Origin of the sequence: Bradyrhizobium sp., assembly GCF_017881085.1 — a bacterium.
Classification (GTDB): Bacteria; Pseudomonadota; Alphaproteobacteria; order Rhizobiales; family Xanthobacteraceae; genus Bradyrhizobium.
Map to the genome: position 1 here is coordinate 21,788 of NZ_JADGRI010000004.1, position 26,945 is coordinate 48,732.

32 protein-coding genes are annotated in these 26,945 nt (G+C 62.6%); 22 read left to right on the forward strand and 10 right to left on the reverse strand.

Features of this window, described 5'->3' with window-relative positions:
- Positions 1-250 precede the first annotated feature (250 nt).
- The gene (locus QZ213_RS00995; RefSeq protein ID WP_291684171.1) at positions 251-1,618 is read left to right on the forward strand and encodes an amino acid permease; all 1,368 of its coding nucleotides are present in this window, start codon (positions 251-253) and stop codon (positions 1,616-1,618) included.
- A gap of 2 nt (positions 1,619-1,620) precedes the next feature.
- On the forward strand, positions 1,621-2,847 hold the full coding sequence (locus QZ213_RS01000; RefSeq protein WP_291684172.1) for a hypothetical protein: 1,227 nt from the start codon (positions 1,621-1,623) through the stop codon (positions 2,845-2,847).
- A 20-nt stretch (positions 2,848-2,867) separates the two neighbouring features.
- Here QZ213_RS01000 and QZ213_RS01005 read toward each other — a convergent pair whose 3' ends face one another.
- Together QZ213_RS01005 and yidD are read right to left on the reverse strand one after the other, a co-directional pair.
- On the reverse strand, positions 2,868-3,050 hold the full coding sequence (locus QZ213_RS01005; RefSeq protein ID WP_291684173.1) for a hypothetical protein: 183 nt from the start codon (positions 3,048-3,050) through the stop codon (positions 2,868-2,870).
- Between the two features lie 101 nt (positions 3,051-3,151).
- Positions 3,152-3,490 (reverse strand): membrane protein insertion efficiency factor YidD, encoded by a 339-nt coding sequence (yidD, locus tag QZ213_RS01010; RefSeq protein ID WP_291684174.1) that lies wholly within the window; start codon positions 3,488-3,490, stop codon positions 3,152-3,154.
- 245 nt (positions 3,491-3,735) lie between these two features.
- On the opposite strand from yidD, the gene QZ213_RS01015 reads away from it, so the two are divergent.
- Positions 3,736-4,641 carry a hypothetical protein gene (locus QZ213_RS01015; RefSeq protein ID WP_291684175.1) on the forward strand — a complete coding sequence of 302 codons (906 nt, stop codon included), beginning with the start codon at positions 3,736-3,738 and terminating at the stop codon, positions 4,639-4,641.
- 75 nt (positions 4,642-4,716) lie between these two features.
- On the opposite strand, the gene QZ213_RS01020 is transcribed toward QZ213_RS01015, so the two are convergent.
- Entirely contained in the window at positions 4,717-5,166 is a 450-nt protein-coding gene (locus tag QZ213_RS01020) for an iron-sulfur cluster assembly scaffold protein (RefSeq protein WP_291684176.1), read from the reverse strand.
- A 202-nt stretch (positions 5,167-5,368) separates the two neighbouring features.
- On the opposite strand from QZ213_RS01020, the gene folE reads away from it, so the two are divergent.
- The 4 genes from folE (at position 5,369) to QZ213_RS01040 (ending at position 9,160) form a co-directional block, all read left to right on the forward strand.
- Positions 5,369-6,079: a GTP cyclohydrolase I FolE gene (gene folE, locus QZ213_RS01025; RefSeq protein WP_291684177.1), complete on the forward strand. Its 711-nt coding sequence runs from the start codon at positions 5,369-5,371 to the stop codon at positions 6,077-6,079.
- A 69-nt stretch (positions 6,080-6,148) separates the two neighbouring features.
- Positions 6,149-6,598, forward strand: a complete 450-nt coding sequence (gene hisI, locus QZ213_RS01030) for a phosphoribosyl-AMP cyclohydrolase (protein WP_291684178.1) — start codon at positions 6,149-6,151, stop codon at positions 6,596-6,598.
- Positions 6,599-6,774: 176 nt separating this feature from the next.
- Positions 6,775-7,827, forward strand: a complete 1,053-nt coding sequence (locus QZ213_RS01035) for a transglycosylase SLT domain-containing protein (RefSeq protein WP_291684179.1) — start codon at positions 6,775-6,777, stop codon at positions 7,825-7,827.
- A gap of 157 nt (positions 7,828-7,984) precedes the next feature.
- Positions 7,985-9,160, forward strand: a complete 1,176-nt coding sequence (locus QZ213_RS01040) for a DUF2336 domain-containing protein (protein WP_291684180.1) — start codon at positions 7,985-7,987, stop codon at positions 9,158-9,160.
- 142 nt (positions 9,161-9,302) lie between these two features.
- Here QZ213_RS01040 and QZ213_RS01045 read toward each other — a convergent pair whose 3' ends face one another.
- The 3 genes from QZ213_RS01045 to QZ213_RS01055 all read right to left on the reverse strand — a co-directional run bounded on the left by QZ213_RS01045 (position 9,303) and on the right by QZ213_RS01055 (position 11,341).
- Complete coding sequence (locus QZ213_RS01045) at positions 9,303-9,878, reverse strand: Hpt domain-containing protein (protein ID WP_291684181.1); 576 nt, start codon at positions 9,876-9,878, stop codon at positions 9,303-9,305.
- 26 nt (positions 9,879-9,904) lie between these two features.
- On the reverse strand, positions 9,905-10,450 hold the full coding sequence (locus tag QZ213_RS01050) for a response regulator (protein ID WP_291684182.1): 546 nt from the start codon (positions 10,448-10,450) through the stop codon (positions 9,905-9,907).
- A gap of 111 nt (positions 10,451-10,561) precedes the next feature.
- Complete coding sequence (locus QZ213_RS01055) at positions 10,562-11,341, reverse strand: NAD kinase (protein WP_291684183.1); 780 nt, start codon at positions 11,339-11,341, stop codon at positions 10,562-10,564.
- 232 nt (positions 11,342-11,573) lie between these two features.
- Here QZ213_RS01055 and QZ213_RS01060 point away from each other — a divergent pair, with 232 nt between their 5' ends.
- From QZ213_RS01060 to QZ213_RS01070, 3 genes are all read left to right on the forward strand, one after another.
- Positions 11,574-12,239: a hypothetical protein gene (locus tag QZ213_RS01060; protein ID WP_291684184.1), complete on the forward strand. Its 666-nt coding sequence runs from the start codon at positions 11,574-11,576 to the stop codon at positions 12,237-12,239.
- Positions 12,240-12,267: 28 nt separating this feature from the next.
- Positions 12,268-14,418 (forward strand): adenylate/guanylate cyclase domain-containing protein, encoded by a 2,151-nt coding sequence (locus QZ213_RS01065; RefSeq protein WP_291684185.1) that lies wholly within the window; start codon positions 12,268-12,270, stop codon positions 14,416-14,418.
- Between the two features lie 236 nt (positions 14,419-14,654).
- Entirely contained in the window at positions 14,655-16,217 is a 1,563-nt protein-coding gene (locus QZ213_RS01070) for a peptidase S10 (protein ID WP_291684186.1), read from the forward strand.
- 65 nt (positions 16,218-16,282) lie between these two features.
- On the opposite strand, the gene QZ213_RS01075 is transcribed toward QZ213_RS01070, so the two are convergent.
- A complete protein-coding gene (locus tag QZ213_RS01075) occupies positions 16,283-16,825 on the reverse strand; it encodes a tetratricopeptide repeat protein (protein ID WP_291684187.1) in 543 nt (180 codons plus the stop codon).
- Positions 16,826-17,147: 322 nt separating this feature from the next.
- Between QZ213_RS01075 and QZ213_RS01080 the strand changes: the two genes are divergently transcribed.
- From QZ213_RS01080 to QZ213_RS01090, 3 genes are all read left to right on the forward strand, one after another.
- On the forward strand, positions 17,148-17,441 hold the full coding sequence (locus QZ213_RS01080; RefSeq protein WP_291684188.1) for a hypothetical protein: 294 nt from the start codon (positions 17,148-17,150) through the stop codon (positions 17,439-17,441).
- Positions 17,442-17,668: 227 nt separating this feature from the next.
- Positions 17,669-18,091 carry a hypothetical protein gene (locus QZ213_RS01085; protein WP_291684189.1) on the forward strand — a complete coding sequence of 141 codons (423 nt, stop codon included), beginning with the start codon at positions 17,669-17,671 and terminating at the stop codon, positions 18,089-18,091.
- Between the two features lie 265 nt (positions 18,092-18,356).
- A complete protein-coding gene (locus QZ213_RS01090) occupies positions 18,357-18,713 on the forward strand; it encodes a hypothetical protein (RefSeq protein WP_291684190.1) in 357 nt (118 codons plus the stop codon).
- A gap of 93 nt (positions 18,714-18,806) precedes the next feature.
- Here the strand turns inward: QZ213_RS01090 and QZ213_RS01095 are convergent, their stop codons facing one another.
- Entirely contained in the window at positions 18,807-19,061 is a 255-nt protein-coding gene (locus QZ213_RS01095) for a hypothetical protein (RefSeq protein ID WP_291684191.1), read from the reverse strand.
- Positions 19,062-19,228: 167 nt separating this feature from the next.
- Between QZ213_RS01095 and QZ213_RS01100 the strand changes: the two genes are divergently transcribed.
- From QZ213_RS01100 to QZ213_RS01110, 3 genes are all read left to right on the forward strand, one after another.
- Entirely contained in the window at positions 19,229-19,465 is a 237-nt protein-coding gene (locus QZ213_RS01100; RefSeq protein ID WP_291684192.1) for a hypothetical protein, read from the forward strand.
- A 460-nt stretch (positions 19,466-19,925) separates the two neighbouring features.
- The gene (locus QZ213_RS01105; RefSeq protein ID WP_291684204.1) at positions 19,926-20,636 is read left to right on the forward strand and encodes an outer membrane beta-barrel protein; all 711 of its coding nucleotides are present in this window, start codon (positions 19,926-19,928) and stop codon (positions 20,634-20,636) included.
- Positions 20,637-20,793: 157 nt separating this feature from the next.
- On the forward strand, positions 20,794-21,033 hold the full coding sequence (locus tag QZ213_RS01110) for a DUF6719 family protein (RefSeq protein WP_291684193.1): 240 nt from the start codon (positions 20,794-20,796) through the stop codon (positions 21,031-21,033).
- A 91-nt stretch (positions 21,034-21,124) separates the two neighbouring features.
- Here QZ213_RS01110 and QZ213_RS01115 read toward each other — a convergent pair whose 3' ends face one another.
- Entirely contained in the window at positions 21,125-21,379 is a 255-nt protein-coding gene (locus QZ213_RS01115) for a hypothetical protein (protein WP_291684194.1), read from the reverse strand.
- A 407-nt stretch (positions 21,380-21,786) separates the two neighbouring features.
- Between QZ213_RS01115 and QZ213_RS01120 the strand changes: the two genes are divergently transcribed.
- The 6 genes from QZ213_RS01120 to QZ213_RS01145 all read left to right on the forward strand — a co-directional run bounded on the left by QZ213_RS01120 (position 21,787) and on the right by QZ213_RS01145 (position 26,062).
- Complete coding sequence (locus QZ213_RS01120; RefSeq protein ID WP_291684195.1) at positions 21,787-22,167, forward strand: hypothetical protein; 381 nt, start codon at positions 21,787-21,789, stop codon at positions 22,165-22,167.
- On the forward strand, positions 22,164-23,033 hold the full coding sequence (locus QZ213_RS01125; RefSeq protein ID WP_291684196.1) for an alpha/beta hydrolase: 870 nt from the start codon (positions 22,164-22,166) through the stop codon (positions 23,031-23,033). Before QZ213_RS01120 ends, QZ213_RS01125 begins: the two co-directional genes overlap by 4 nt.
- Before the next feature lie 514 nt (positions 23,034-23,547).
- Entirely contained in the window at positions 23,548-23,766 is a 219-nt protein-coding gene (locus QZ213_RS01130) for a hypothetical protein (RefSeq protein WP_291684197.1), read from the forward strand.
- 1,619 nt (positions 23,767-25,385) lie between these two features.
- Positions 25,386-25,670, forward strand: coding sequence for a hypothetical protein (locus QZ213_RS01135; RefSeq protein WP_291684198.1), 285 nt, complete (start codon positions 25,386-25,388; stop codon positions 25,668-25,670).
- Positions 25,660-25,842, forward strand: a complete 183-nt coding sequence (locus QZ213_RS01140; RefSeq protein WP_291684199.1) for a hypothetical protein — start codon at positions 25,660-25,662, stop codon at positions 25,840-25,842. Before QZ213_RS01135 ends, QZ213_RS01140 begins: the two co-directional genes overlap by 11 nt.
- On the forward strand, positions 25,832-26,062 hold the full coding sequence (locus QZ213_RS01145) for a hypothetical protein (protein WP_291684200.1): 231 nt from the start codon (positions 25,832-25,834) through the stop codon (positions 26,060-26,062). The genes QZ213_RS01140 and QZ213_RS01145 overlap by 11 nt, the downstream gene beginning before the upstream one ends.
- Positions 26,063-26,149: 87 nt before the next feature.
- Here the strand turns inward: QZ213_RS01145 and QZ213_RS01150 are convergent, their stop codons facing one another.
- Positions 26,150-26,782, reverse strand: coding sequence for a DUF1353 domain-containing protein (locus tag QZ213_RS01150; protein ID WP_291684201.1), 633 nt, complete (start codon positions 26,780-26,782; stop codon positions 26,150-26,152).
- Positions 26,783-26,945: the final 163 nt, after the last annotated feature.

The window sequence follows — 26,945 nt, forward strand, 5'->3', positions numbered from 1 at the left end:
CCCATCGGCGTATGTCAGCTCGTTAACGTTGAGGTGACGTTAAACTACCCGGAAAACTCCCCATCCGGGCCTACCAAAGAACACGAAATCGTGTCCTGATTGTGGGACGGCTGCTCTCCTTCAGCGGCGCGCGCAGGCATCTTCGGTATCAAAATACCAAATCCGGGCATCTTGTTGAGCTTGCTTGAATTGATGGGGGGCAGCCTGCACGATGAAATCGCGGGCGTGACGCCCCGAGGCGTGGACTGGCATGGCGGCATCAGAGACGGGAACCGCGGCATGGCCCGGCCGGCTTCCCGGAGGCGGGTCCACCGTTTCGGTGATCGTGGCGACCGCCATCGTCGTAGCCGACATGATAGGCGTCGGCGTCTTCACCAGCCTCGGCTTCCAGGTCAAGGACATCCCGTCCGGTTTTGCGATCCTGCTGCTGTGGACGGTCGGCGGCGTCGTCGCGCTGTGCGGCGTGTTCTCCTACAGCGAGCTCGGCGCGATGTTTCCGCGCTCGAGCGGCGAGTACAATTTTCTCAGCCGCGCCTTTCATCCGGCGTTCGGATTTCTGGCGGGCTGGGTGTCGGCGACGGTCGGTTTCGCGGCCCCCGTGGCGCTCGCCGCGATGGCGTTCGGGGAATACGGCAAGTCGGTAGTGCCCGGCGTCCCGCCGTTGGCCCTCGCCGTCGGCGTGGTCTGGCTGGTGTCGATGGTCCAGCTTGCCGGGGTCCGGCAGTCCAGCACGTTTCAGTTGATCTCGACCATTTTGAAGGTGGTGCTGATCACGGCGTTCCTGATCGCCGGGTTTGTCGTGGGCACGCCGCAACCGGTCTCGTTCGCGCCGCAGGCTGACGACATCGCCCAGATCGCCAGTGCACCCTTCGCGATCGGGCTTGTGTTCGTGATGTATTCGTTCTCGGGGTGGAATGCCGCGACCTACATCATCGGCGAGATGCGCACGCCGCAGCAGAGCCTGCCGCGCGCGCTGCTGGCGGGGACGCTGATCGTGCTGGTGCTCTATGTCGCGCTGAACGCGGTGTTCCTGCACACCACGCCGATCGACAAGCTCTCCGGGCAGCTCGACGTCGCCCGCATCGCCGGCAGCGCCATCTTCGGCGATATCGGCGGCCGCATCGTCGGCGCCATGATCTGTATCGGGCTGATCTCCTCGATCAGCGCGATGATGTGGATCGGGCCGCGGGTGATGATGACGATGGGGGAGGACATCCCGGCCTTGCGGGTATTCGCTCGCAAATCGACCCAGGGCGCGCCGGCCTACGCCATCCTGTTCCAGCTCGCGGCGGCGAGCCTGATGCTGTTCACCCGCAGTTTCGAGGCGGTGCTTGATTTCATTCAGTTCGCGCTGTTGTTCTGCTCGTTCTTCACCGTGCTCGGCGTCATCAAGCTGCGCATCACCCAGCCCGACACGCCGCGCCCCTATCGCGCCTGGGGATACCCGATAACCCCGGTGGTTTTCCTGCTCGTGACCGCCTTCATGATGTACTATCTCTTGACGGAACGGCCATTGCAGTCCGTTCTCGGTGCACTGATCATGATTTCCGGCCTCTTGATCTATGCGGTCTTCCGCAGGCGCGACGATCGCGCAACGTCATCCCCGGGCCGCGAATGAACATGCGTCAGTTCACGAAAATTGCAGTCGTCGCGGCAGCCGTGTTCCTGTTGGCCGCGCCGCCGGCGCGCGCCGCCGATGCCGTCACCGCTAACGATACGGCGCTGTTCCTCGCGGGGATGATGCCGTCGGCCGATTCACCGCTGATGCCGTTGACCAGGGATCCCTTGTGGCAGCGGCATGCGAGATCTTTCGATGCGGCGTTCGCGCAGCTTGAGGAGCGTCAGCTCTCGAAGATCCGGGCCTGGGCGAGCGCCAATCTGGCCGCGCCGAAGCCGACCATGTTCTACATGTTCTCGGGTCCGGACTTCCTTTACGCCGACGCCTTCTACTCCAAGGCCACGACCTACGTGCTGAGCGCGCTCGAGCCGCCGGGTTCGGTGCCCGATCTCGCGAGATTGCCGCCGGGAGGGGTGGGAGCCGCCCTCTACAATGTCGAGCGCTCGATGGGATCGATCCTCAGCTTCAGCTTCTTCATTACCAAGCAAATGAAGGTCGATCTGCGCGAAGGACAGCTCAGCGGCACCTTGCCTATCCTCTATGTGTTCCTTGCTCGCTCGGGCAAGACCATTCGCGAGGTCAGTCCGGTCGCGCTCGACGACAAAGGGGCGGCTTATTTCGCCGGCGAAAATCCGGGCAGAAACGCGACGCATGGCTTGCGGATCGTGTTCTCAGGCAGCGACGGCCAGCAGAAGACGCTGTATTATTTCTCGACCGATCTTTCCAATCCCAGCGTCAGGGTCACGGGCTTCCTGAAATTTTGCGAGACGCTGGCGCCCGGCAACAGCCTGATCAAGAGCGCGTCCTATCTGCTGCATTCGGGCAACTTCTCTACGGTGCGGGAATTTCTGCTCTCCCACAGCGCCACCATCATCCAGGACGATTCCGGCATTCCGCTTGCCAGCTACAGCCCGAGGACGTGGCGCTTCTTCCCGTTTGGCCGCTATGCCGGTCCGATCGACAAATTCCCCGGAATGTATCAAGCGAATTACGCCGAGCTGTTCCGGCGGGCCCAGCCGATGGATTTCGGGGTTGGCTATCGTTGGCGCTCCTATGAATCGAATTTGCTGCTGGCGGTCAGGACGGCTGCCGATGATGCGGGCGGCGCCGACACGATTTCGGCGACCCCATCGGCCGAATCCGCGCCGCCCAAACCGCCGCGTCCTCGCGGGCCGCGTCCGCCGGCACCGATCGGGCAGTCGCACCGTTACTTCTGGTTCTCGCGCTGAAGCCTACCCTCGCCAGAACTTCACCAGCGAACACTTTGACTGGGCACAATGAAGGTTGCCGTACTCGGCGGCTGATAGCCGCCGCCCAGATATCTGCAGGCTGCGACGATCACGATGACAAGCGCAAGTGCTGCGATCAGATCGAGGTGGCGGGGATCGTGACTCCCGTGACCGACCTTCCATGGGCTGATTTTCCAGCGCATTGATTGGCCTCCCTCAAGGCATCGAACCAATGCGACGGTCAGGCCGCGGTTCCCGTCACGGCAGCAATGCGCGCTGCGCGTGAACGCGGTGCAGCAAAGCTTCAGGGCGCGTTGACGCCGCGCCAGCGCCCGTAGCGCCATGGCAGATACCATCGCGCGCCCGCCGGCGTTGTCGGCGGCACATTGTCGATCCCCGAGGTACCCCAGGGTTGGCACCGCAATAGCCGCGCCAGCGTCATCCATCCGCCACCCCACAGGCCGAAACGTTCGATCGCTTCGTCGCCATAGACCGAACAGGTCGGCAGATGGCGGCAGTTGTAACCGACCAAAGGCGACAGCGTGTGTCGGTAAATCCAGATGAGGGCGCGCCCGGCGTTGCGCGGCAGCCGAGCGGCTGCGTTGGCGCAATCCACGCAATGCTGTGACGATGAATGCTTCATGGGCGACTTGCTGAAATCCTGAGCGCCGATTTGCGCGGTTCCCGGGCACGGAACCCGTCATCGCAAGTAATTGTGCCACAGTGTGAGAAATATCAATGGTTTGGGTGGCGGTGCAGCAAAGGTTCTATGGACGATGGAAATTCCCGCAGTTACCCTTTTGATAACGCCTGCATGACAGAATCATTTGGCGTTGAACTGGGGCCAACTGCTACCGCTCGTTTGGCGCTTGCGGGGAAGGAACCGAATTGAGGCTCGTGAACTCGCTCAAAGTTCGCGGCTGGGCGCTGGTCGGCGCCGCCGCCTTCTGCACCGCATTGTCGGGCGCGGTTACGTCCGGTGGTTCAGCGATTGCGGGCGCCACCCTCGAAGAACGCAAATTGCCGATGCGCTTCAATTGGGTCGCCTGCGAGCCGAATTGCGGCGGATGGATTAGCGCGGTCGGCATCGTGACATCAGATAGTCCCAGGGATTTTGATGAATTCGCGCGCGGACGCGATCTTGGCGGCGCCACCATCGTGCTGGATTCCAGCGGCGGATCGGTCAACGATTCCATCGCGCTCGGACGGCGCTGGCGCGATCTCGGCCTGCTTGCAACGGTCGGCATCAGCGTGCAGACCCATTCCGTGACGGGCGACCGGACCAGGATCGATCCCGGTGCCTATTGCGAGTCGATGTGCGTCTACCTGCTGCTGTCGGGCAAGACGCGCTACGTGCCCGAGGCTGCGCATGTCCGGGTGCATCAGATCTGGATGGGCGACCGCGCCGACGATGCCAAGGCCGCAAGCTACACCGCGCAGGACATGATGATCGTGGAGCGCGACATCGGGCGTCTCGCCAAATACACCTTCGACATGGGCGGGGCGGGCGATCTGCTGTCGCTGTCGCTGAACGTGCCGCCTTGGGAAGACCTGCATGAACTGTCGCGCGAGGAATTGCAGCTAACCAATGTCGTGACCACCGATGCGGTTGCCGAGGTGCTGCCGAAGATGGACGTCGCCAAGGCGCCGCTGGCCGAGGCCGCGTCCAAGCCAGTGCAGGATCGCTTTGTCAGCGCAGCGGACGCCGGGACCAGTCCGCAGGCCGCAAAATCGACCAAGACGGCGGAAGCGGTCGTTCCGACCGGCGGTATCGTGGCGACGCCGGCGAAGTAGCGGCGCTAAATCCAGCCTTTGAACCCGTCATTCCGGGTTCGCGCTGGCGCGCGCCCCGGAATGACGGTGGGTTAATTACGCCGATGCCGGCTGCTTTGCTCTGGCCTCGATCTGGCCGATGGCGTCGACCACGGCGTCAAAGGTCAGCATGGTCGAAGCGTGGCGGGCCTTGTAGTCGCGCACCGGCTCCAGCAACGCGATATCGGCCCATTTGCCTTCCGGGGGCTTGCCGTTTTCCTTCAGCATCCTGCGGACGGTCTCGCGCAACTCGCGCAGTTCGCTGGCGGTCGAGCCGACCACGTGGCTTGCCATGATCGAGGAGGAGGCCTGGCCGAGCGCGCAGGCCTTTACGTCATGGGCGAAGTCGGTGACCACGGGACCGTCCATCTTCAGGTCGACCTTGACGGTCGAACCGCATAGCTTGGAATGGGCCGTGGCGCTGGCGTCCGGCGCGGCGAGCCGTCCGAGTCGGGGGATATTCCCGGCCAATTCGATGATTCGCTTGTTGTAAATGTCGTTCAGCATAAGCTTGAGGTCTCGGGCTGGCGGCGCCCGATGCCCTTGGCGGGCGCGGGCGACACCCCTATATATGGAGTATATGGAGGCCGATGGCGGAAATACAGTCCGGCCGTTGGTGTTAAGATAGTAGGCTCAGGCGTCCGGCGGCAAACCGCCCCGTCTGCCGGTGACACTCCGGTCCATTTCGGATCGGTCGAACGGAGTTGACATGGACGCATTGATCAAATCCCTCCGCCCAGGCAAATCATCCGAAGTAATGCCTTCTGACGCCAAGATCCCGGAGACACGCCCGGCCGAACTCGATCCTTCCGAATTTCTCGCGGCCGCCGTTCGCGCGGACCAGCCACGCCCGTCGCGCGCCGAAGCGGAAGCGGCGGTGGAGACGATCCTCAGCTACATCGGCGAGAACCCCCAGCGCGAGGGTCTCCTGGATACGCCGCGCCGCGTGGTGGAAGCCTTCGACGAACTCTATCAGGGCTATCATCAGTGCCCGGCGGAAGTGCTCAACCGCACCTTCGGGGAAACCGCCGGCTATGACGATTTCGTTCTGATCCGCGACATCGAGTTCACCTCGCAATGCGAGCATCACATGATGCCGTTCTACGGCAAGGCGCATATCGCCTACACGCCGGTGGAGCGGGTGGTGGGATTGTCGAAGCTGGCGCGGCTGACCGACATCTTCGCGCGCCGCCTGCAGACCCAGGAGCACCTGACCGCCCAGATCGCGGCCGCGATCGACGAGGTGCTGAAACCCCGCGGCGTTGCCGTGATGATCGAAGCGGAGCATACCTGCATGTCGGTGCGCGGCGTCGCCAAGCACGGCGCGACGACGTTCACCAGCCGCTTCACCGGCATGTTCCGCGACAATCCGGCGGAGCAGGCGCGTTTCTTGTCCATGGTGCGAGGATCGCAGCGGTAACCGCGCGTAATATTTTGTTTTGACGCGTTTTCTTCACGCGAACCGGCGTCCACTTCGCTCGAAAACGCTATGGAATTCGCGAGAACCGACTTGTCGACATCAGCAGACATCAACGACATCGAGGAAGGGCTCACCTTCCAGCCTAAATTCGACGCGTCCGGTCTCGTCACCTGCGTGGCCACCGACGCTTCGACCGGCGACGTATTGATGGTCGCCCACATGAACGAGGAAGCCCTTCGCAGGACCATCGCAAGCGGGGAGGCCTGGTACTTCAGCCGCTCCCGCAACGCGTTATGGCGGAAAGGTGAGACTTCGGGTCAGACGCAGCGTGTGGTCGAGATGCGGCTCGATTGCGATCAGGATGCGGTCTGGATCCGGGTTCAGCAGACGGGCGCCGCCTGCCACACCGGCCGGCGCTCGTGCTTCTACCGCAAGGTCGAGGCGGGCGAAGGCGGCGCGCGATTGTCGTTCGTGGATGCGGACAGGCTGTTCGACCCGAAGGTGGTCTATCGAAAGTGATCTTGTAATTTCGAACGCAAGCCCGCCGCGGGACGCACGCAGCGCGATCGGTTGCCCCGCCGGAAATCATTAACCCGACATTAACCACAATCGCCGCAGTGTGATGCCGGCTTGGGCGTCAGTGGGAGCTCTCGAACAGGCCGGAGGGGTCGTTTCGCGGGGAGCGAGGACCAGACATGTCGGTTGACACTTCAAACGCCACGGCAACGGCAGGTGTCAACCCGTCGCGCGTGCGGATCGCCGGCGCGATCAAGCAGGCTGCCGGCACCACGGGCACCAGTTTCGAATATCTGCTCGCCACAGCCAAGATGGAATCCAATTTCAATCCGACCGCGAGCGCTTCGACCTCGTCGGCGCGCGGGCTCTACCAGTTCATCGACCAGACCTGGCTTGGCACGGTGAAGGAAGCCGGAGCCCAGCTCGGCTACGGCCAATACGCCGACGCCATCACCAAATCTTCCTCCGGTGGTTACTCGGTCAGCGATCCCGCCGCGCGAAATTCGATCATGAAGCTGCGCGACGATCCCGCCGCGGCCTCCTCGATGGCGGCCGTGTTGACCCAGTCCAACAGTTTCAAGCTCACCGGCAAGATCGGCCGCCGTCCGACCGACGGCGAACTCTATATGGCCCATTTCATGGGGGTCGGCGGCGCGGCCAAGCTGATCAACAACGCCCAGGACAATCCGCAGACGTTGGCGGCGGGACTGTTTCCCAACGCCGCCGCGGCCAACCGTTCGATCTTCTTCGATCGTTCCGGGCAGGCGCGCACCGTGTCCGAAGTCTATTCGGTGTTGACCGCGCGGTACGCCGGCGCCGCCAGCTCTCAGGCTACCCGCACCGCGATGGCGTCGGTCGGCGGCGACATCCAGCCCAACGTAGCGCTCGCAAGCGCCACGCCGGCCGCGCCCGCGGTCGACAATGCCGCCTATCTGTCGACGTTTCCGGATGTTCGCGCGGTGACACCGGTCACGATGGCTTCCGCATCGACAGCGAGCAGCACCGCGCCGTCGACCGATCCGATCTTCCGCTCGCTGTTTCAGGCCCCCGGCGAACGCGCGCAGCCGATCTCGCCGACGGTTCGCGAATTGTGGGGCAACTCGTCGTCGCTGACGTCGGTTGCGAATGCGGCGCCGGCTCATGCTGCGAGCCCGGCATCGGCGCAAACGCCCGACGTCCGCGCGCCGCAACCGCTCGATCTCTTCAGCGACCGCAACGGCACGTTCAGCTAGGCACGCTCGCGGCAGCTTTGCCCGACCTCACACCCTTAACAAAACGTCAATAGAACCAGCCGTTTATGGTGAACGCTTTGTTAAGCGTCGTGGTTTATTTTGTGTGTAGTGGCACCGGGTCACGGTGTCGTTTCAGGTTGCGTAAGCCGGCAGGACCATGATCGTTCGGCAGTTCATCAGTTGGATACGAACCGCTCCGGCAGGCGAGCGGGCAGAGGCAACGCGGTCGCTGGCGCGGGCCTGGCTGATCTCCGATCTCACCGACGAGGACCGCGCTGCCGCCGAGGGCGCGCTGCTGATGCAGCTCGACGACGCATCGCCGCTGGTGCGCCAGGCCATGGCCGAAGTGTTTGCCCGCAGCACGGAAGCCCCCGCGGCCATCGTGCAGGCGTTGTCGCTCGACCAGCCGTCGGTGGCGCTGCCGGTGCTCGAACATTCCCCGCTGCTGATCGACGCCGATCTCGTCGACATCGTCGCAACCGGCAGTGACGAGATACAATGCGCCATCGCCCGCCGCATCAATCTGCCGGCCTCGGTCTGTGCCGCGATCGCCGAAGTCGGCACCGCGGCGGCGGCGCTCGAGCTGATCGAAAATGCCTATGCCGAACTCGCGCCGTTTTCATGGGATCGCATCGTCGAGCGGCACGGCCATCTCGCCGCGATCCGGGAATCGATGCTGGTGCTGGAGGATCTTCCCGCGGCCACGCGGCTCGCGCTGGTTGCGAAACTCTCGGACACGCTGGCCCAATTCGTGGTCGCCCGCAACTGGCTGAGCGAAGATCGCGCAGGTCGCATCGCGAGCGAGGCGCGCGAGCGCTCGACCGTCAATATCGCCGCGCGTTCGCGCGGCGACGACATGCGCGGGCTGGTGCTGCATCTGCGCGCCACCGGCCAGTTGACCGCCGGTTTGATCCTGCGCGCCTTATTGTCGGGCAATCTCGAACTGTTCGACCACGCGCTGTCGGAATTGTCCGGCCTGCCGCTGGCCCGCGTCTCCGCGCTGCTGCACGACCGCGGCCGCGCCAGCCTGGAGGCGCTGCTCAGGCGCGCCGGACTGCCTGAATCGACCTTCGCCGCATTCCGCGTGGCGCTCGAAGTCTGCCATGAGACCGGATTTGTCGACACGCTTGGCGGGGCTGCGAGATTGCGGCGCCGCATGGTCGAACGCGTGCTGACGCATTGCGAGACCGATCCATTGGCCGCCGAGCCGCTCCTGATCCTGTTGCGGCGCTTTGCGACCGAATCGGCGCGGGAAGAGGCCCGCCTGTTTTGCGATGGGCTGTTGGCCGAGGACGAAATCGCGCCGATGCCGGACGAGCTGATCGCGGCTTAGCATCACCTTCGCTGTCCCTGCGAAAGCAAGGACCCGTTAACACGGGCCTCGATGTTTCAGCAGGCAACTTCCGCATCGCCCGACTGATAAGCCGCGGCGTATGGGTCCCTGCTTTCGCAGGACGACTAAGAATGTGGCGGGTTCAGTCCCCCGGCACGAGGCTCGGCGCAAGGATCGCTTCGAGATGCTCGGGGCGGTCGCGATTGGCCTTCATGAGAAATTCGTCGGCGACGCCGCGTAGTTGCCGGCTCAACTCGCTGGCCATGCTGACGGTGTCGAGCTTGGTGCGCTCCCGCACGATCGCCTGGATGGCGTTGATATGGTGGGCGATGAGGTCGGACGGCACCTCGGCGAGTTCAGGCGCGTGCTCGATGATCCTGCAGAGGCTGTTGGCGGCGGCGCCGGCGGAAGGGTATCCGAACGTGGCGGCGTCGCCCTTGATGTCGTGGGCGGCGCGAAACAGCTCTTCGCAATTCTCGTGCGTAAACCCGTTCTGGAGAATGGTGGCATGCGCGGCCGAGAGTCGATCGGCCTCGACTGTCATCCAGTTCTTGAACTCGCCCGACAGGCCGGCAAGCGCCTTTTCCGCGCGGGCAATGGGATCGTCGAGATCCTTCTCCTTGAGACGCCGCAACACCTTGCGCAGCGGATTTGGCTGCGTGATCACCTGGTGGTCGGCGAAGGCCTTGATCTCAATGTCGCGCTTGTGGTTCGCCATGATGGTTTCCTTGGAACTCGCCGGCGCTAGACGGTCGAGCGGGCCTTGTCGAGCAGCGACGGCTGCTGCAGCACTTCCGCCTCGCCGCCGACGCGCCGCTCGGGGCCGATATAGGCATTGCTGGTATTGCGCCGGCGGTCAGGGCCGAAATAGGTCTTGGTCTTGATGAAGGGTCGCGGATTGGCGACGACGTTCAGGATGCGCTGATAAAGCCCCTTGGCGGAGATCGGCTTGGCGAGGAATTCGGTCACGCCGGCATCGCGCGCCACCGTGACGCGCCGCTTCTCGGAATGGCCGGTCAGCATGATGATGGGGGCGAACGGATTGCCCTTCGATTCCGGCTGCCGGATCATCTGCGCGAGCTCGAGGCCGTCGAAAATCGGCATCGACCAGTCGGTGATGACGATATCCGGGACGTAATGGCTGTACATTTCCAGCGCGGTCGCGCCGTCTTCGGCTTCATAGACCTCGCGTGCGCCGAACGAATGCAAGAGCGTCCGCAGAATGCGGCGCATATGCGGATTGTCGTCGCACACTAGAAATCGCAGTTTGTTGAAATCGATGCGAAACATGACCGGGCCCTGGAGGCATACCGGTGACAACGGTATACCCGGCGTTAACCATATCGCGGCGCCGGTTAAGGAATGGTTGCGGCGGGCGCCAGGGCAGGGCGGAAATCGAGGCTAGTACCCGAATTGTTCGCTCAGGATGCGCTCTTCCAGACTGTGGCCGGGGTCGAACAGCATCCGCATCGCAATGGTCTTGTCGGACAGCACCTCGACTCGGCGGACATCGCGCGCCTCGTCGTGGTCGGCCACCGCCGCCACCGGGCGCTTGTCGCTCTCGAGCACCTCGATGACCACATAGGCGGTGTTGGGGAGCAGGGCGCCGCGCCAGCGGCGCGGGCGGAACGGGCTGATCGGCGTCAGCGCCAGCAGCGGCGCATTGATCGGGATGATCGGTCCCTGCACCGAAAGATTGTAGGCGGTCGACCCTGCGGGCGTCGCCACCAGGACGCCGTCGGCGGCCAGTTCGGCCATGCGTTCGCGCTCGTCGATCAGGATACGCAAGCGCGCCGCCTGATGGGTCTGGCGAAACAGCGCGACTTCGTTGATGGCGTGATAAATATGAATCACGCCGTGCACGTCGGTGGCGCGCATCAGGAGCGGATGGATCACCGATTCTTTCGCGGCCGCGAGCCGGGCGTGCAGGTCGTGGGTCGAGAATTCGTTCATCAGAAAGCCGACGGTGCCGCGATGCATGCCGTAGATCGGTTTGCCCGTGCGCATCTGCTCATGCAGCGTCTGCAGCATCAGGCCGTCGCCGCCAAGCGCCACCACGACGTCGGCATCGGCGGGATCGTGATTGCCGTAGAGTTCGACCAGCTGCTGAAGCGCCAGCTGGGCTTCCGCGCCGGCGCTCGCGACGAAGGCGATCCGGTCATATCGCTTGGGGCTGTTCATGGGGACGCGGGCTCATATTGGCGCGAGAGGGAGCGGGGTTGTGCGGAAGGTCGTCTATAGACCTTGGCTGTCCTTGTCGAGATGATAGAACCTTACTTTCAGGCGGCCCGACACGCCGTTCGGACAGACGTTAGATCTTGTTCGCCTCGGTGGCGATCATATTTGGCGACAAACGACACGTGTTATAGCAGTCTTGCTTAATCGCCACTTTCGGTACTGCGAGGTTTCCAGAATGAAGACCATACTTGCCGCGGTTGTGGCGTTCGTCGGTTTTACAGGACTGGCCGCAGCACAGGCCCCGGTCGCCGTCGTCGAGGACGTACAAGGAAAAGTCACTGGCGCCGAGTTTATGGACTACGTCGCTCCCGGAAAAGTCATAAAGCTCGGGCAGGCCGGCTCGATCGTGCTCAGTTACATGAAATCCTGCTGGCGCGAGGTGATTACCGGAGTGGGCACGGTGATCGTGGGCGCAGAGGAAAGCATGGTCCATCTGAGCGAGGTCAAGGCCGGCAAGGTAAAGTGCGACTCCGGCCATTCGCAACTGATCGATCGGGAAGTCGGCGAAAGTGCCGCGAGCGTGGTTCGGGGCCTGACCGGAAAGGGGGCGACGTCGCCGCAGTTCACGTTGTACGGCCTTTCGCCAATTGTCGAGACCACGGTCCACGGCAAGCTGGTCCTTGAAAGGCTCGACCTGAAGGGCGAGCGGTACGATGTGGACCTCGGCACCGCTTCTCTTGTGCGGGATAAGTTCTACGACTTTGCCAAGACCGGCACGACGCTGAAACCGGGTGGGATTTATGCGGCAAGTCTCGGCCCGCGAAGGATCGTTTTCGCGGTCGATCAAAAGGCCGAACCGGGCCTGACCCCGATCATCGGGCGGCTGGTGCGGATGGAATAGCCGGGCGAGTTCGAGTCCGGACAGCGCCATGCGCGGCTTCACCAGGCGAGATTCCGTCGCTGTCGCTCTGATTGCCGTGGCGTGCGGCGTTGTCTTCACCCTTCCTCCGTTCAACCTGATCCATGGCTGGTCGATCGACGCTCTCACCGCCTTGCGCTGGGAGGCGTTCGGCACGCGCCGCGATCCTGCTTCTACGCCGGTCGTGGTGATCGCAATCGACGACGAGACCTACGAGACGCCGCCGTTCAAGGGATCACCGACGCTGACCTGGACCACGGAAATAGGCCGGGTTTTGAGCGCGGTGATTGACGGCGGCGCCAGGGTAGTGGGCTTCGATATCGTATTCCCCACGTCGATCGAGCAGTCCGAGCTTCCCTTTGGCGACGATCTATTGGGCGCGCGGATGCGCGGCTTCGACCGGCCATTCCTTCGATCTCTTGCGAAGGGCGCCACCGCCGGCAAGGTGGTGCTGGGTGAAACCCTGAGCGGCGATCGGCCTTCGCCCGGACAACGGATTGCCGTGGGCCAGCAGAAGAATATCCGGACGCTGAATGTCTTTTCCGACCCCGATGAAGTGGTGCGGCGAGTACCGCTGACGTTCCGGGCCGACGGCGAGCAAGTACCTTCGATGGCGCTGGAGTTGGCCGCGCGGGCACTCAGCACCGAACCGGTGTTCGCTGAAAATGGCAGCGTGACGCTTGCCGGCTACCTCATTCCGAGCGTGGTGCCGAATACGCTGACCCTGAATTTCGAGGGGGGCGCCAACGATATCAGGACGTTTTCGCTCGCCGATCTGCGGGCCTGTGTCGAGCGCAACAATACGGATTTTTTCCGGCGTGAATTCGCCGATAAAATCGTGATCTTCGGCACGCTGCTCGGTTCGGAAGACCAGAAATTCACCTCCAAGCGCTTTGCGACGGGGCTCGATGGATCGCGAGCGGCGCGTTGCGCGCTGCCGCCGGCGCAGCCGTCTCCCGGGCAATTCAAACGGGGTTCGATTGCCGGCGTTTATGTTCATGCAACGGCAGTCCACAATCTGATGACGCGGGACGCGGTCGTAGAGCCTGGCCGTCTGCCGGCAACGTTCATTGCCATCGCTTTCGCCGCGCTGGCCGGGCTTGCGGCGCGAATGCTCGCGCCGGGCGCCGCCGCGGCGGTCTTTTTCGGCATGTTCGCGACCTGGACATGCCTGGCGACATTTGCATTTGCGCGGTCGTTGGCGTTGCCGCTCAGCGAGCCGTTTCTCGCCGGGTTTTCCTCGATGGTTGCGATCGTCGGTTATCGCCTAGGCGTTACGGACAGGGGAGAACGGTTGCTCCGGAAGAGCTTCGCCCTCTATCTCGCGCCGCAGGTCATCGAAAAGATGATGACGTCCAGAAAATTGCCGGTGCTGGGCGGCGAAACGCGGGAGGTTACCGTGTTCTTTTCGGATCTGGAGGGCTTTTCCTCCATTTCGGAAAAAATGACGCCGGCAGACCTGGTGGCTTTCATGAACGAATATCTGTCAGCCATGACCGACATCATCGAAAGCCGGGGCGGCTATATCGACAAATATATCGGCGACTCGATCGTGGCGGTGTTCGGTGCGCCGGCCGACGATCGCGACCATGCCAGCAATGCGGCGCACGCCGCACTCGGTTGCCGGGCGCGCCTGGAGGAACTCAATCGGGGCTCCGCGGTCTTTAAGGGTCATAAAGTAGCCCACCGGATGGGGCTCAATTCCGGTGCAGCGCTGGTCGGAAACATCGGCTCGCGGCGCCGCTTCAATTATTCGGTGATGAGCGACGCGGTGAACGTCGCTTCGCGGCTCGAGGGTGCGAACAAATACTACGGCACCACGATCGTCGCCTCGGAAATGACGGTCGCCCTGACCGGATCAAAATTCGCATGGCGCGAACTTGACGCGGTCCGAGTCCGGGGGCGCTCTGCGCCGGTCAAGATCTACGAACTTCTCGCGGAGGCGGGGCAGGAGACACCGCAGCAGGTTGAATCTGCAGCGGCCTATGCCGAGGGTCTGGTGCACTGGCGGAATCGCGACTTTGACTCTGCCGCAATGTGTTTCGGGCGTGCCGCCGGGATCGATAAGCCGTCCGCACTGTTTCTCGGCCGGGCAAACGCATTTAGAAGCAATCCCCCCGGTCCGGATTGGGACCCGGTCAGCACATTGGAAGGGAAGTAGAGACCGCAGGGGTCATGGACAGGCCTCAGCGTCAATTTGAGCGGTGGTGTTCCGTCCTCATCGTCGGCGATGCCATCATCGGCGTCAGCGAAATTGTGATCGTTCTCGATCACCTTCTGTTGCCGATAACGCCAAGCTGTCGCAGTCTTGAGCTAGAACCTGCGGGCATCCGGGAAGGTCTCGTGCGACAAAGGGACGGTTCGGACTGATCGCGGGAAGCAGGAAGAGGAACAGACATGGCCATTCGTCTTGCCGCGCCGCGCCATGCGGGCGTCGCCGTGGCGCTGCTTGCTTTCGCCATGCTGGCGACAGCGCGCGCCGAGGACGCACCTCCGCCTCAGGAGCACCCCGCAGCGGCGCTATCGGGTCAGAAATCCGGGAGCGGCCGCGCCGGCGCTCCGGCTTCGCCGGCTGCCGCGGAGCAACACAAATTGCCGCCGGATTCGGCGACCAAGCAGACGGTGGTGCTTCCCGGGCGCACGCTTGCCTTCACGGCGACCGTGGGCTCGATCCGCCTGTTCGACGGCAAGGGCGAACCGCAGGCCGATATTGCCTTCACCGCCTATCAGCTGGACGGCGCCGATCCGGCCACCCGGCCGGTGACCTTCCTGTTCAACGGTGGGCCGGGCGCTGCCTCCGCCTATCTGCAGCTCGGCGCCGCCGGGCCGTGGCGGCTCGCGATCAACGGGGATGCGGCGATTCCCTCGGCGTCGCCCGAGCTTCAGCCCAATGCGGAGACCTGGCTCGATTTCACCGACCTCGTCTTCATCGATCCCGTCGGCACCGGCTACAGCCGCTTCGTCGCGACCGGCGATGACGTGCGCAAGAGATTCTTCTCGGTCGATGGCGACGTCAATTCGATCGCGCTGACGATCCGCCGCTGGCTGGAGAAATCCGGCCGCTTGCTGTCGCCCAAATTCGTCGCCGGCGAAAGCTATGGCGGCATCCGCGGGCCGAAGATTGTTCGCAATCTGCAGGTGGAACAGGGCGTCGGGGTGAAAGGCCTGATCCTCGTCTCGCCGGTGCTCGACTTCCGCGAGTTCACAGGTTCAAGCCTGCTGCAATATGTGGCGAGCCTTCCCAGCATGGCGGCGGTGGCGCGCGAGACCAAGGGCGCGGTCACCCGGGCCGACATGGCCGACGTCGAAAATTACGCGCGCGGCGATTTTCTGCTCGACCTGGTCAAAGGCGAGGCCGACACCGCGGCCACGAACCGGCTCGCCGACAAGGTGGCTGCGCTGACCGGGATCGATCAGGCCTTAAGCCGCAGGCTGGCCGGACGCTTCGATGCGATCGAATTCCGCAGGGAATTCGATCGCAAGAACGGCAAGGTGACGGGACGCTACGATGCCTCGGTCATGGGCATCGATCCCTTTCCGGATTCGAGCTTCTTTCATTTCAACGATCCCTCGGGCGAGGCGTTGGTGGCGCCTCTCACCAGTGCTGCGGTCGACCTCACGACGCGCAAGCTCAACTGGCGGCCGGACGGCTCCTACCACTTGCTCAACGGGGAGGTCGAGAAGGGCTGGGATTTCGGCCACGGCATCAATCCGCCCCAGTCGATTTCCGAACTGCGGCAGATCCTCGCGCTCGATCCGAAGCTGAAGCTCCTGGTGGGCCACGGGCTGTTCGATCTGGCCACGCCGTATTTCGGCACCAGGATCGAGCTCGACCAGCTTCCGGCCTTTGCCGCGTCCGACCGGGTGAAGCTCGCGGTTTATCCGGGCGGCCACATGTTCTATTCGCGCGACGCCTCGCGGCAGGCTTTCCGGGCCGAGGTCGAGGCGCTGATGAAGTGAAGGCCACAAGACAAAACCGGCGCAACCTTTCGGGTTGCGCCGGCTGAACCCTTCAGTGACCGAACTCAGTAAACCAGGCCAGTGCCCGGCGCCTTTTCAAGTGCGGCGGCGAGCGAGCGATATTCCTCGCTGCCGGTGCCGGCGAGCGCTGCGATCTTGCTCAGATGATACTGCGCCTGGTCGCGGTTGCCCTGTTCGACCTGCCACAGCCCGTAATACTGCCAGGTCTTGACGTGGTTGGGATCGCTCTTGAGCGCGCGCTCGTACCAGACCTGCGAGACCTTGTAGTCGCCGAGCTTGCGATAGGAATAGCCGATCAGGGTGGCGACGGAGGCGTTGTCGTCGTGGCCGAGCGCCTTCAACTGCTCGATCGCGGCAGCGTAATCGTTGCGGTCGTACACCGTGCTGTAGGCCGCGTGATAGGCCGCGACGAACCGGCCGTCCTCGATGCTGGAGCTCTTGTCCTTCTTTCCCTTCTTGGTGCCCGACGACGGCGGAGGCGAGGGACTTTCGTCGCCCGAGGCATGGGCCGGTGCGAACAGGGGCACCGCGATCAACGCCATCGTGAACATTGCCAACGTCAAAAGTCTGATTGCGAATTTGTTCATTCGTCGCTCCCGATTTTCAGTAAGGTTGTGCTGCACCCGAGCCTGCTGATTTGAACACCCGGTGGATCAGAACATTCCCGGGCAACCGGTCTTTATTTGGGCCATTCCATTTGGATTTGGGCGATTCCATTTGGGCCCGTTTCCGCCAAACGCCGCGCGCGGCATGGCGGAGCGAACATGACGATTATGTCATCCAGATGAACGAAGTCCATCGTCGCGCTTCAGACGCGGTTCAGCGCGGGGCCTCTAGGGTCGCAGCCAGATCGACGAGCCCGGCCATCCGACCGGCCACCTTGTGATCCCCTTTAAGGAGGAGACGACCATGTTGAAGACCATTTCCGCAGCGTTGCTCGCAGTTTCCGTTCTCGCCGCACCGGCGTTCGCTGGCCAAGCCACCAATCAGGCCACCAAGACGGCGCAGGCGCCGGTCGTCAAGGCCGAGCAGGTGAAGCAGACGAAGCCGAGCGCGCTGAACGCCAATGCCAGGATGGGCCGCCATCAGGTCCGGCATGCCGGCTATCATCATCGCCACCACAAGCATTTCGGCGCGCTGAAGACGCACAAGCTCTCGAAGGTTTCGACCAAGCACGTTACGCCCGCCACCAAGCGCGGCTAAAGACTGATCCGCGGGGGGTGGCTCGTCCACATTGCCCCCGCCGCTCCCGGCGGATATCAGGTCCGGCCCGCGCGCCATTGCGTCCCCAATGGCGTCGGGCCGGAATTGTTTTGCGGGCACCGTGACGTGCACCAACCGAAATGCAGATTCCCTTTGATCCACGGAAGGTCTAGAACCGCCTTGGGACCAGGACCATCTGGGCGTCGGATCTTCGAACAGGGTTGAACTTGGGAATATCAGCAAAGTGTGTGGCGATCCTGCTGCTGCCGATCGCGATGGCGGCCTGCGCCGGGGGCGAGGACAGAGACGCCGCCTTCAACATCGATAACGGCAGCGGCGCCAACCAGCCCTTTCCGAATAATTACCGTGCCGAATTGCTGGCGTTCATGAAGACCTATCTCAACAATCCCACCGGCGTGCACGATGCCGTCATGGCCGAGCCGGTGCAGCGTACGGTCGGCGGGCGGGTGCGTTATGTCAGCTGCCTGCGCTTTTCTCCACGCGAATCCGACGGCACTTATCGCGAACCGCGCGAACGCGCCATTCTCTACGTCAACGGCCGGCTCGACCGCGTGGCCGAGAACGCAAGCGACATCTGTGCCGGCGCGGTCTACGCGCCGTTTCCGGAATTGGAGAAGCTGACGCGCTAGCGTCGGCCGCGGCTGTCAAACAAATCCGGCGAGGGCGACCGAAACCAATGCGTTCGATCACGCTTGAAGCATCGGCCGGATGCGGCACCGGCGATTGCGCAATCGCACGCGCGTGATCGCGCATAACGATAGCCGCCGCAATCGCGCCGGTATCTTCGATGATACTATCATAGCGTGACGATTCGCACAGCGCGTAGAGAGGTTGCGGCACGAACATTGCTTGAGATGACAGCGGGGTAGGCTTTGACATTCAGGAGCGTGGCACATGAAACGCATCGTGTTTGGTCTGATCCTAAGTCTGGTGGTTGCTTGCCTTGTCGGCAGCGTAAGGGCGCGCGACCTTGATGGTCGCTACGCGAATTCACCGCTCAAACCTTGGTTCGATCATCTCGCGAGCGGTAAGGGATTGTGTTGCTCGATGGCGGATGGTGAAAGCGTCGCGGATCCCGATTGGGAATCCAAGGACGGTCACTATCGGGTCCGCCTGGAGAATAACTGGGTCGATGTTCCCGATGACGCCGTGATCACCGAACCGAACCGCGCGGGACGCACGATGGTTTGGCCGATACGGTTCGACAATCAGATCTCGATCCGGTGCTTCATGCCGGGCAGCATGACCTAGCAGAGTGTAAGCACCCGACGACAAGAACGGGTCCGTCCTGCAGCGGCGGACCGTTTAGATCTTGCTGTTTGCCGATAAAGAGGCTTCCGTCAGTCAGCGGTCTTCCGTCAGAATGAAGACCGCGGCCGTCAAGGTCGCGCCGATCCCGAAGGTCAGCACGATGGTGCCGACAAATACGGCGATCGCCTGCCTGCCGCCATGCGCGACCAAGGTCGCGATATTAGCGGGGTCGACGAGGATCAGCAGCAGCGCCAAGGCAAGACCCATCGCCACGCCTATGGCCGTATGACTGACCAATCTCACCGGGCCCGATGGGCTCGCCGGTCCCGGCCGTTTTTTCGACTGCATCAGCGCCTCCGGCGGCCTTCCGCCACAGAGACGCCGCAGCAATCGCCCGGTTCCCTTGCCGCTGGGCCCCACCCGCGGCGAGGGTGAACCGCAGCCGAAGACGGCTTTCAGGTGGCGTTCAGCTACGCCAGGCGAAGCTGGCGAACCTTTCCTGCCGGAGTTGAGCCGTGAGCAATCTATTGTTCTTCCACCGTTCGCTTGCCACCCGCCATGCCGCGGTCGAGACGATGCGCCGGGCGCGCGCGATGCCGCCGGGACCGGAACGCCGCGCCACGCGCCAGCTCGCGCGGGCGCTGGGCGATCTCGCAAGAACCGAAGCGTGGCTGGAAGGGCAAACGCCCAGGCCGCGGGCGTCCGCTTACGAGCGCGATCTTCCGGGCCGCGCCGTCGGTTCCCGGGGCTGACATGGACCGCCGCCATTGCCTCGTTCGGGCCGGAGCGTTCGATGCCGGGAGTTTTACGCGGTGCCCGCGCTGTCAGGGCTGGTTCGATCGCAGCGACCCGCTCGCCGTCGCGGAGCATCGCGGGTCACTGCCGCATCCCGTGCCAAATCCCCGAACCGCCTGGGCGGACGAGGACGATGAGGCCGCCGAATGAGGGCTGATACCCCCGGCAACCGGCGCTGCCTACCCCGTAACCTCGATCACTTTTCAGCGAGACTTGAACCGCGACGTGAACCGAGACCCATATCGTTAAAGCCGCTTGTCCGCCGGACAAAAAGCCGTCCACCCGATGGAACAAAACGCCGTTGTTGCCGAGCCGTCACAGTTGCGAGCCATCACAGCTCCGGCATTGCCGCGAAGCAACCAAATTGACGCCACGTTGTTTGAATTGATCTCGAACAACAGTAATGGGGATCCGGATATGAAGAAATTTTTGCTCGGTGGAGCTGCTCTTGTTGCATTCGCGGCTCCCGCGTTCGCGGCTGACATACCTGCGCGCACCTATACCAAGGCTCCGGTCTATACGGCGCCGCAGGCGGTCTATAACTGGACCGGTTTCTATATCGGCGGCCACATCGGCGGGGCGTTTGCGGGCAACAATAGCCTGGAGGGCAACGGCGGCCGTTTCCTGGGCGGCGTACAGGGCGGTGCCGACTACCAGTTCGCCACCAACTGGGTGATCGGCGCCGAAGCCCAGTACAGCTGGCTTGCCAACAACAACACCGGCGTACTCTTCCCGGGCAACACTCTGGTGACCACGAACAACAACCAGCTCGGCTCGGTGACCGGCCGGCTCGGCTACACTTGGGGTCCGGCGCTGCTCTATGCCAAGGGTGGCTACGCCTGGCGCGACAACCCCAATATTGGCGTCAGCGTCGGCGGCGTCCCGGCCGCCTTTACGACCACCGGAAACCACAAGGACGGCTACACCGTCGGCGGCGGTCTCGAATACATGTTCGCGCCGAACTGGTCGGCCAAAGCCGAGTACCAGTATTACAATTTCGGCAACACCACCTTCGCGAGCGGACCCGCCCCGATCGTCGGCGCGCGTTTCCGCGACGACGAGCATACCGTCAAGGTCGGCATCAACTACCGTTTCGGCTGGGGTGGTCCGACCGCTCCGCGCTACTGAAGCGTTCCGGGGGTTGCAAGATACCGAAAGGCCGGCCTCGCGCCGGCCTTTTGTTTGCACGGCGCGGGCTCGGCGTAATCGAAAAATAATTCTTGCCGGCTACGGAACTTGTACCCGTAATCGGCTATTGTCGGTTTGCCGGTTGTGGATGATAAACATGCGTGCCCTGTTTTCAGTTTTGATTTTTTCCGCATTTACCCTGCCGTGCCTTGCCCAAAACATCCTGAGATCCGAGCCGCTTGTGCTGGCGCCCTATGAAACGGCTTACGTGCAGGATGCTTCCTGCCCGGCCGGCAAGGTGCTCAAGGTCACCGGAGTGATCAGGGGCCTGCATCGCAAGAAGGCCTGCGTGACGCTCGTATCCGATCAGGCCTCGCTGGCAGTGGCGACGCCGTAGGTGCCAATGCTCCTCTCGCCCTGGCGGACGTCGGGGCCCAAACTAGCGACGGCGTTCGCCGGGACGGCGGGAAGAGCGACGGAATACCCCCTCACGAACTTAGCTGAAAATCCATATCCTCTTCGCGCTCGGCTTCGGCCTGGTTCTTGGCCGGGTCTTCCTGGGGATCCGGCCGGCAGCGCCTGATCTCGTAATCATTGTCCAGCACCGGCCGCGGCGCCGGCTTGTCATCTTCGGACGCGACGTCGACCACGAGCCCGCTCTTCCGGGCGAGCTTCCAGACGTCCGCTTCGGTCGGATAGGCCTTGCTCAATTTGGCCTCATTGCTGAACAGCGCGTAGGGCATCGGATCTCTCCGCGAAAACGCCGTTTCAACGCGCCGGGCGCGGAAGGGGTTCGGCCCGGCGCGGCCGGTTCACGCGCACGTGAGGGCCGTTTTGGGCTGGTGTCCCTGAGTCGTAAACGAGTCCTGAATCCAGCGAAAAATAATCCGCGAGACTCCCGGACTAGAATCGCCGGATGTTTTGCCGTCATGGGAACGACCTTCAAAACATCCGGCGATCGCGTGCATGTCGTGCTGACTGCCGCCCTGCTGGCGGCATGCGCGGCGAACCTGATGCTGGTGTGCTCCTGGCTCTAGCCAGGGCCGATTGACGCCGCGCCCGTTGCCCCCATCATGCGGGACAAAAGGCGCAAGGCCGGCCGCGAGGCGCGACGGCTTTGGCGGATATTGCGGGGGTGGGGGGCCAATAGATGATCGAGACGCTGGGGCAGCGGGTCAACGGTGACGAGGCGCTGGTCAGGCGCGGGCGCTTTCTGACGACGACGTTCCTTCTGGAAGTAGGTCAGACCGCCTGGCTGATCTCGATTTTCGAGGGCCAGGTAGTGTCGGTGGCGCGCGGACCGTTCGTGATGCCCTCATCATGCTTTGCGCTGCGCGCGCCGGAAGAAGAATGGCAGAAATTCTGGGCAAGCCGGCCGCCACCCGGCTCGAATGATTTGATGGCCCTGATCAAGCGGCGCGTGCTGAAGGCGGAGGGCAACCTTCAGGTCTTCACGGCCAATCTTCGCTACTTCAAGGAGGCGCTGGCCAAGCTGCGCCAGCCGGCGGCGAGGGAAGGGGCCAAGCCATGACCGCGCCATTCGAGCCGATCATCGGCCGCTACATGCATCTCGACCTGTTCGGGCGCAAACACCGCATCTATGTCGAGCAAGCCGGCGAGGGCACACCACTCCTGTGTCTCCACACCGCCGGCGCCGACGGGCGCCAATACCGGGCGCTGATGAACGAGGCGCGCGTCACCCAGCGCCATCGCGTCATCGCCTTCGACATGCCCTGGCACGGCAAATCCTCGCCGCCTTCAGGCTGGCACAACGAGGAATACCAGCTCACCTCGGCGCAATACACGACGATGGTCCTGGAGATCATGACCGCGCTCGAACTCGACCGGCCGATCCTGATCGGCTGTTCGATCGGCGGCCGCATCGCGTTGCATCTGGCGCTCGAACACCCCGAACGCTTTCGCGCCATCATCGGCCTGCAGGCCGGCGCGCATGTCGATCCCTATTACGATCTGAATTTCCTGCACCGGCCCGACGTTCATGGCGGCGAGGTCTCCGCGGCCATCGTCTCCGGACTGGTCGGGCCCGATGCGCCGGACAGCGAGCGCTGGGAAACGCTGTGGCACTACATGCAGGGCGGTCCCGGCGTCTTCAAGGGTGACCTGTATTTCTACAAGCTCGACGGCGACATCCGCGGCCGCGTCGCGCAGATCGACACACGCCGCTGCCCGCTGTTTCTCTTGTCGGGGGAATACGATTACTCCTGCACGCCGGAGGAGACGCTCGCGGTCGCCAGGAGCGTGCCCGGCTCGGAGGCGGTCATCATGAAGGGCCTCGGCCATTTCCCGATGAGCGAGAACCCGACGGAGTTTATGAAGCACCTCCTGCCGGTGCTGGAGAAGATCATAGCCCTCGAAGCGGCGGTTGCGGCGAAGTAACGCGCGAGACTTCGAGCGGGTCACCAAAATCAACGGGGATAGCGTCAGCTAAGCATCCTGCAAGGCAGACCAGATCGCGCCAATCGCACCAAATCTCGGTATGTCGCGATTCGTTTCGGGTGGACTTTATTGCTCGCCGCGTATCGAGATATCCTCCCTTAACTGCCCGGTGGCCTCGAAGCTGCCGGGTTTTTTTGCGTTGATGTCGTCCCGTAAATCTACGGTGTTCTGGCCACAGCCGCGCCCAAATCTTTTCGCGTGTATAATATCGAACAGACAACCTGTGTCTTAGCTGATTGGATCGGCGCTATCACCGCCTAACCAAAAGGCACGACTACGGTGACAGAGAGTGTTGTGCTCCCGCCTCTTCCTGGAGGGTGCAGAATGTCCCCATCAGCACAGCGTACCTCGTCGATCCCGAGATCTTCATCGCCATCCTGGTCCTGGCTTGGCATCATCGCCTCCAGCTTCATGCTTTGGTCGTTCCTGGTTTGGTGTATCTGGGAGGTCCTTGTTGGCCTTCTTTGATCCCCGACGGGAAACGAACGAGGCAAGTCGCTGCCGGACCCAGGCGGAGGAATACCGTCGCCTCATGCTTCTGGCGGAGAGCGGAGCCGAAGCCACCATTCTGACGAGCCTCACCCGAAGCTGGAAGATGATCGCCAACCAGACCGACCGATATGTCGCGATCATGAAAAGGGAGACCGCTCGAAAAGGCAGGCCCGCCCGATAGTCGGGACAACTCGACTTAGCAAGTTTCGGAATGTGAGCAATATTGACTAGCGACTCCGGGAACCCGAAAGGCATTCTGGCTCGATCACCGTCCCCGCGCTCGGCATCTACCCGGTGACTGAGAGTTCTGCGCTCTCGCCTGATTTAGGGTGCATGCGATGGACGGTCCTAAATCTACAGCCGCAACACCGCCGATCGTCGTTGAGAGCGATCCATGTCCGAAATGCCAGGGCTCGATGATGCTGGTCCGTATCAAGCCGGGACGCCTGAATTTTGACCTGCGCACATTCGAGTGCGTCAAGTGCAACCACGTTGAAAAAACGCTGGTGGGGACCGATCCGATCAGATCAGCCGATGCACTGGGATGGCTCTTGAGCGAGCTTAGGCCGCCGACGTAAGCGCGCTGACGTTGGATCGTCCATCAAGGCGCTCCGGGTTGTTCGTCGTCGCCCGATTCCGGCGAGCTTTTTAGGCCCGGGTGAGCAATATTGACCGATAACCGGCGGCGCGATGGGTGCAAGTAACGCTATCGCGTCAACGGGAAAGGGGGGCCGATGTCTGCAAGCCCCAGAACTCAAGCAAATTCGCTGGGCGAAATCATCGAATCCAGGCCAAAGCCCTGTACCAAGTGCGGGGCTCCGATGATCCTGGCACGCATCGAGCCTGCCAAACCCGGGTTCGATCTGCGAACCTTCGAATGCTCGAAGTGCAACAACGCGGATCAATACATCATCGAGTACGGAACGGCCGCGCCCTGGGCGCTGCACGTTCGGGCGTAACCGCCATGTCAGGCCGGAATAGTCACGATTGGGACGCACGCGCGAGCGACGCGCTGGCGGAGGCTTTGGCGATGCCCAAAGGTGCGGATCGAAGCGACGCGCTGAAGAAAGCGGGCAGGCTGCGTGTCGCCGCCGACATGCAACAGAACCTTCGATCGCAGACGGTGGGGCGCTCAGGCCGGAACGCGCCGTAGAGCGCGAGATCGCTCGATACGCCGCAGACGACATCGCCTTGGAGAAGGCCCGAGCCTTGAAAGCTCGCCAACGCGTTGCCGCGGTCTTCCCGCAACGCCGATCTAGCTGAGTGCACTGACCGCCCGGGTCACGAGATGCCAGGATAGCCGGCCGAGAAACCAGAGCCATCCGCCCATGGCGAACGCCACCATCAAGGCATAAAGCGACAAGACGGCGCGATCCCGAAGCAGGGATCGAGGACCGTTCTGATTCCGGAGCCGTTGGTCTTCGGTTTTGCTCATGCTCGCAGAGTCATCGATCGTTACCTTGCCGTATAAGCGCGTTCGGGGCGCTTGGTGTTAATTGAGGCCGGTCTTCTGCCTGATCTTGCGGCTTAACCTAACCGGTCAAGCTTACCGCCTGCGCCGCGACAGAACTGTGAAGTCGATCACACAACCGAAGTCTCATCATCACTTTTGGGGTCAGTGGAACAAGCGTGCACGACTGTGTTTTGACACCGGCTTGAAATCCAATTTCCTGGGAATGACGGTGCCCTGTGTCGTCGCGGAATTTCCCCGGTGGCGATCATGCGCACCTGCAACCTGCAGCCGCTTGCAATTTGTTCATCTTTTGTTCTTATACTACCCTCCCTGAACGAGGGTGTGCCATGGACAACAAACTGAACAAAATCCGTAGAAAAATCCAACTCTTAAGGTCAGAAATGCTGACCGCGGGGAAGAGCATTCGCAACCAGATCAGCCAGGATGAGGATTGCACCGAGGCCTCCCTCCGGCTGATGGCGATGCGAAACATCATGCTGGGTCTTATCCACGAGCGGGACAGCCTTGGCGGAAGCGAGCGCCTGCTCGATGTCGAGGAGCGGCTGAAGGCGGACTATCGCGCGGCGCGCAGGAAGCCGCTGAAGGGTGCGCTGGGCCGCCGTGAACGATGAACCGCTCGCTTGGAAGATTGCAGCACTGAGAGGGCAACTGCTCGAACTCGGCTCGACTATCCGACAGCTCAATCAATCCGGATTGGATAGCGCCACGGCGCAACTCCTTCTCGCGCGCAAACGGGCGGAGCTGGACGACCTGATGAAGAAAGGCCGCTCCAATGCCTCATGAGCCTGCAAAATGGTACGACCACAACACCGACAACCCGCCGTGGATACGAGCGCTGGCCGAGGTCAGGCTCCTGGCGCCGCGGGAGGGTTACTGCTTCCACCATGTCCAGGCGATCATTGTCGCGATCGACCAATATGCGGAGAAGGCGCTCGGCAATCGGGAGTTCTTCCTGAACAAGCCCTATGGCATTGGCGGCAACAGGAAGGATAATACTCCCTGAGGTCTACCTCTTCGCAATTCGCGCCTGAAAAGACCGCCTGTACCGACAGGCAGGCGGTCTTTGCGAGGCGGGTTGTAGCAGCGCGCTTTATGGTCTTCGCGGCGGAGGAATTTTGAAATCCACAACTGTCATCCCCTGGCCGCCCGCGCGTAGCGATTTTATGTTGGTCGGAGGCGGATGGTCGCAATCATGATCGCCGGGAGGGCTTTCCCAAATGTCGCGAGCGTATTTTGTCTGGATCGCCCAAACAATTGCTTCGAGCTTGTTGTCATCGATTAGATTCGATTTGACCAATGACTTTCCTACCTCGGCCAGGATCTGAGCCGACTGCTCGAACGTGATGGCCTGGACTTCGGGCGGAGCCGGCCAATGACAACGATGCACCACGAACAGCCAGTCGTGGACTATGTAGGCGGGCCCGAAAGCCCAGGGCGAGAGTCCTGGGACACTCCAGAATACGCGAGGTATGCTGCCGCCGTCGGTGTACATAAGGCCAGGAACAATCCTGGTGTTCGTGGCCTTCATGAACGACGGCTGGAAGCTGAATAGGTCGTTATTGTCCGGAACGTAGATGAATTTGTCCTGCCGATTCCATACAACGACCACGTGACCCTTCAGATCGCCGTCGCCGTAGGTGATCCAGGAGGCGCATCCGGCCAAGGTCATCGTGAACAATAAGCCGAGCACCAAAAGGCGCCGGCGGCGCAATCCAAAAATCATGGCGACCCCCAAAGAGACATGTCGCCCGCCATCCCCGTTGTCAGGATAATGCAGCCTCCTTAACGGACATCTAAAGCGCGTCTGCTTCGTTTTCGACCTCGCGCGGCAAGGGCAAGTGGCGTCCAGCGCAGGTGGCGCGCGTGTTCAAGCGGGCATGATCAAC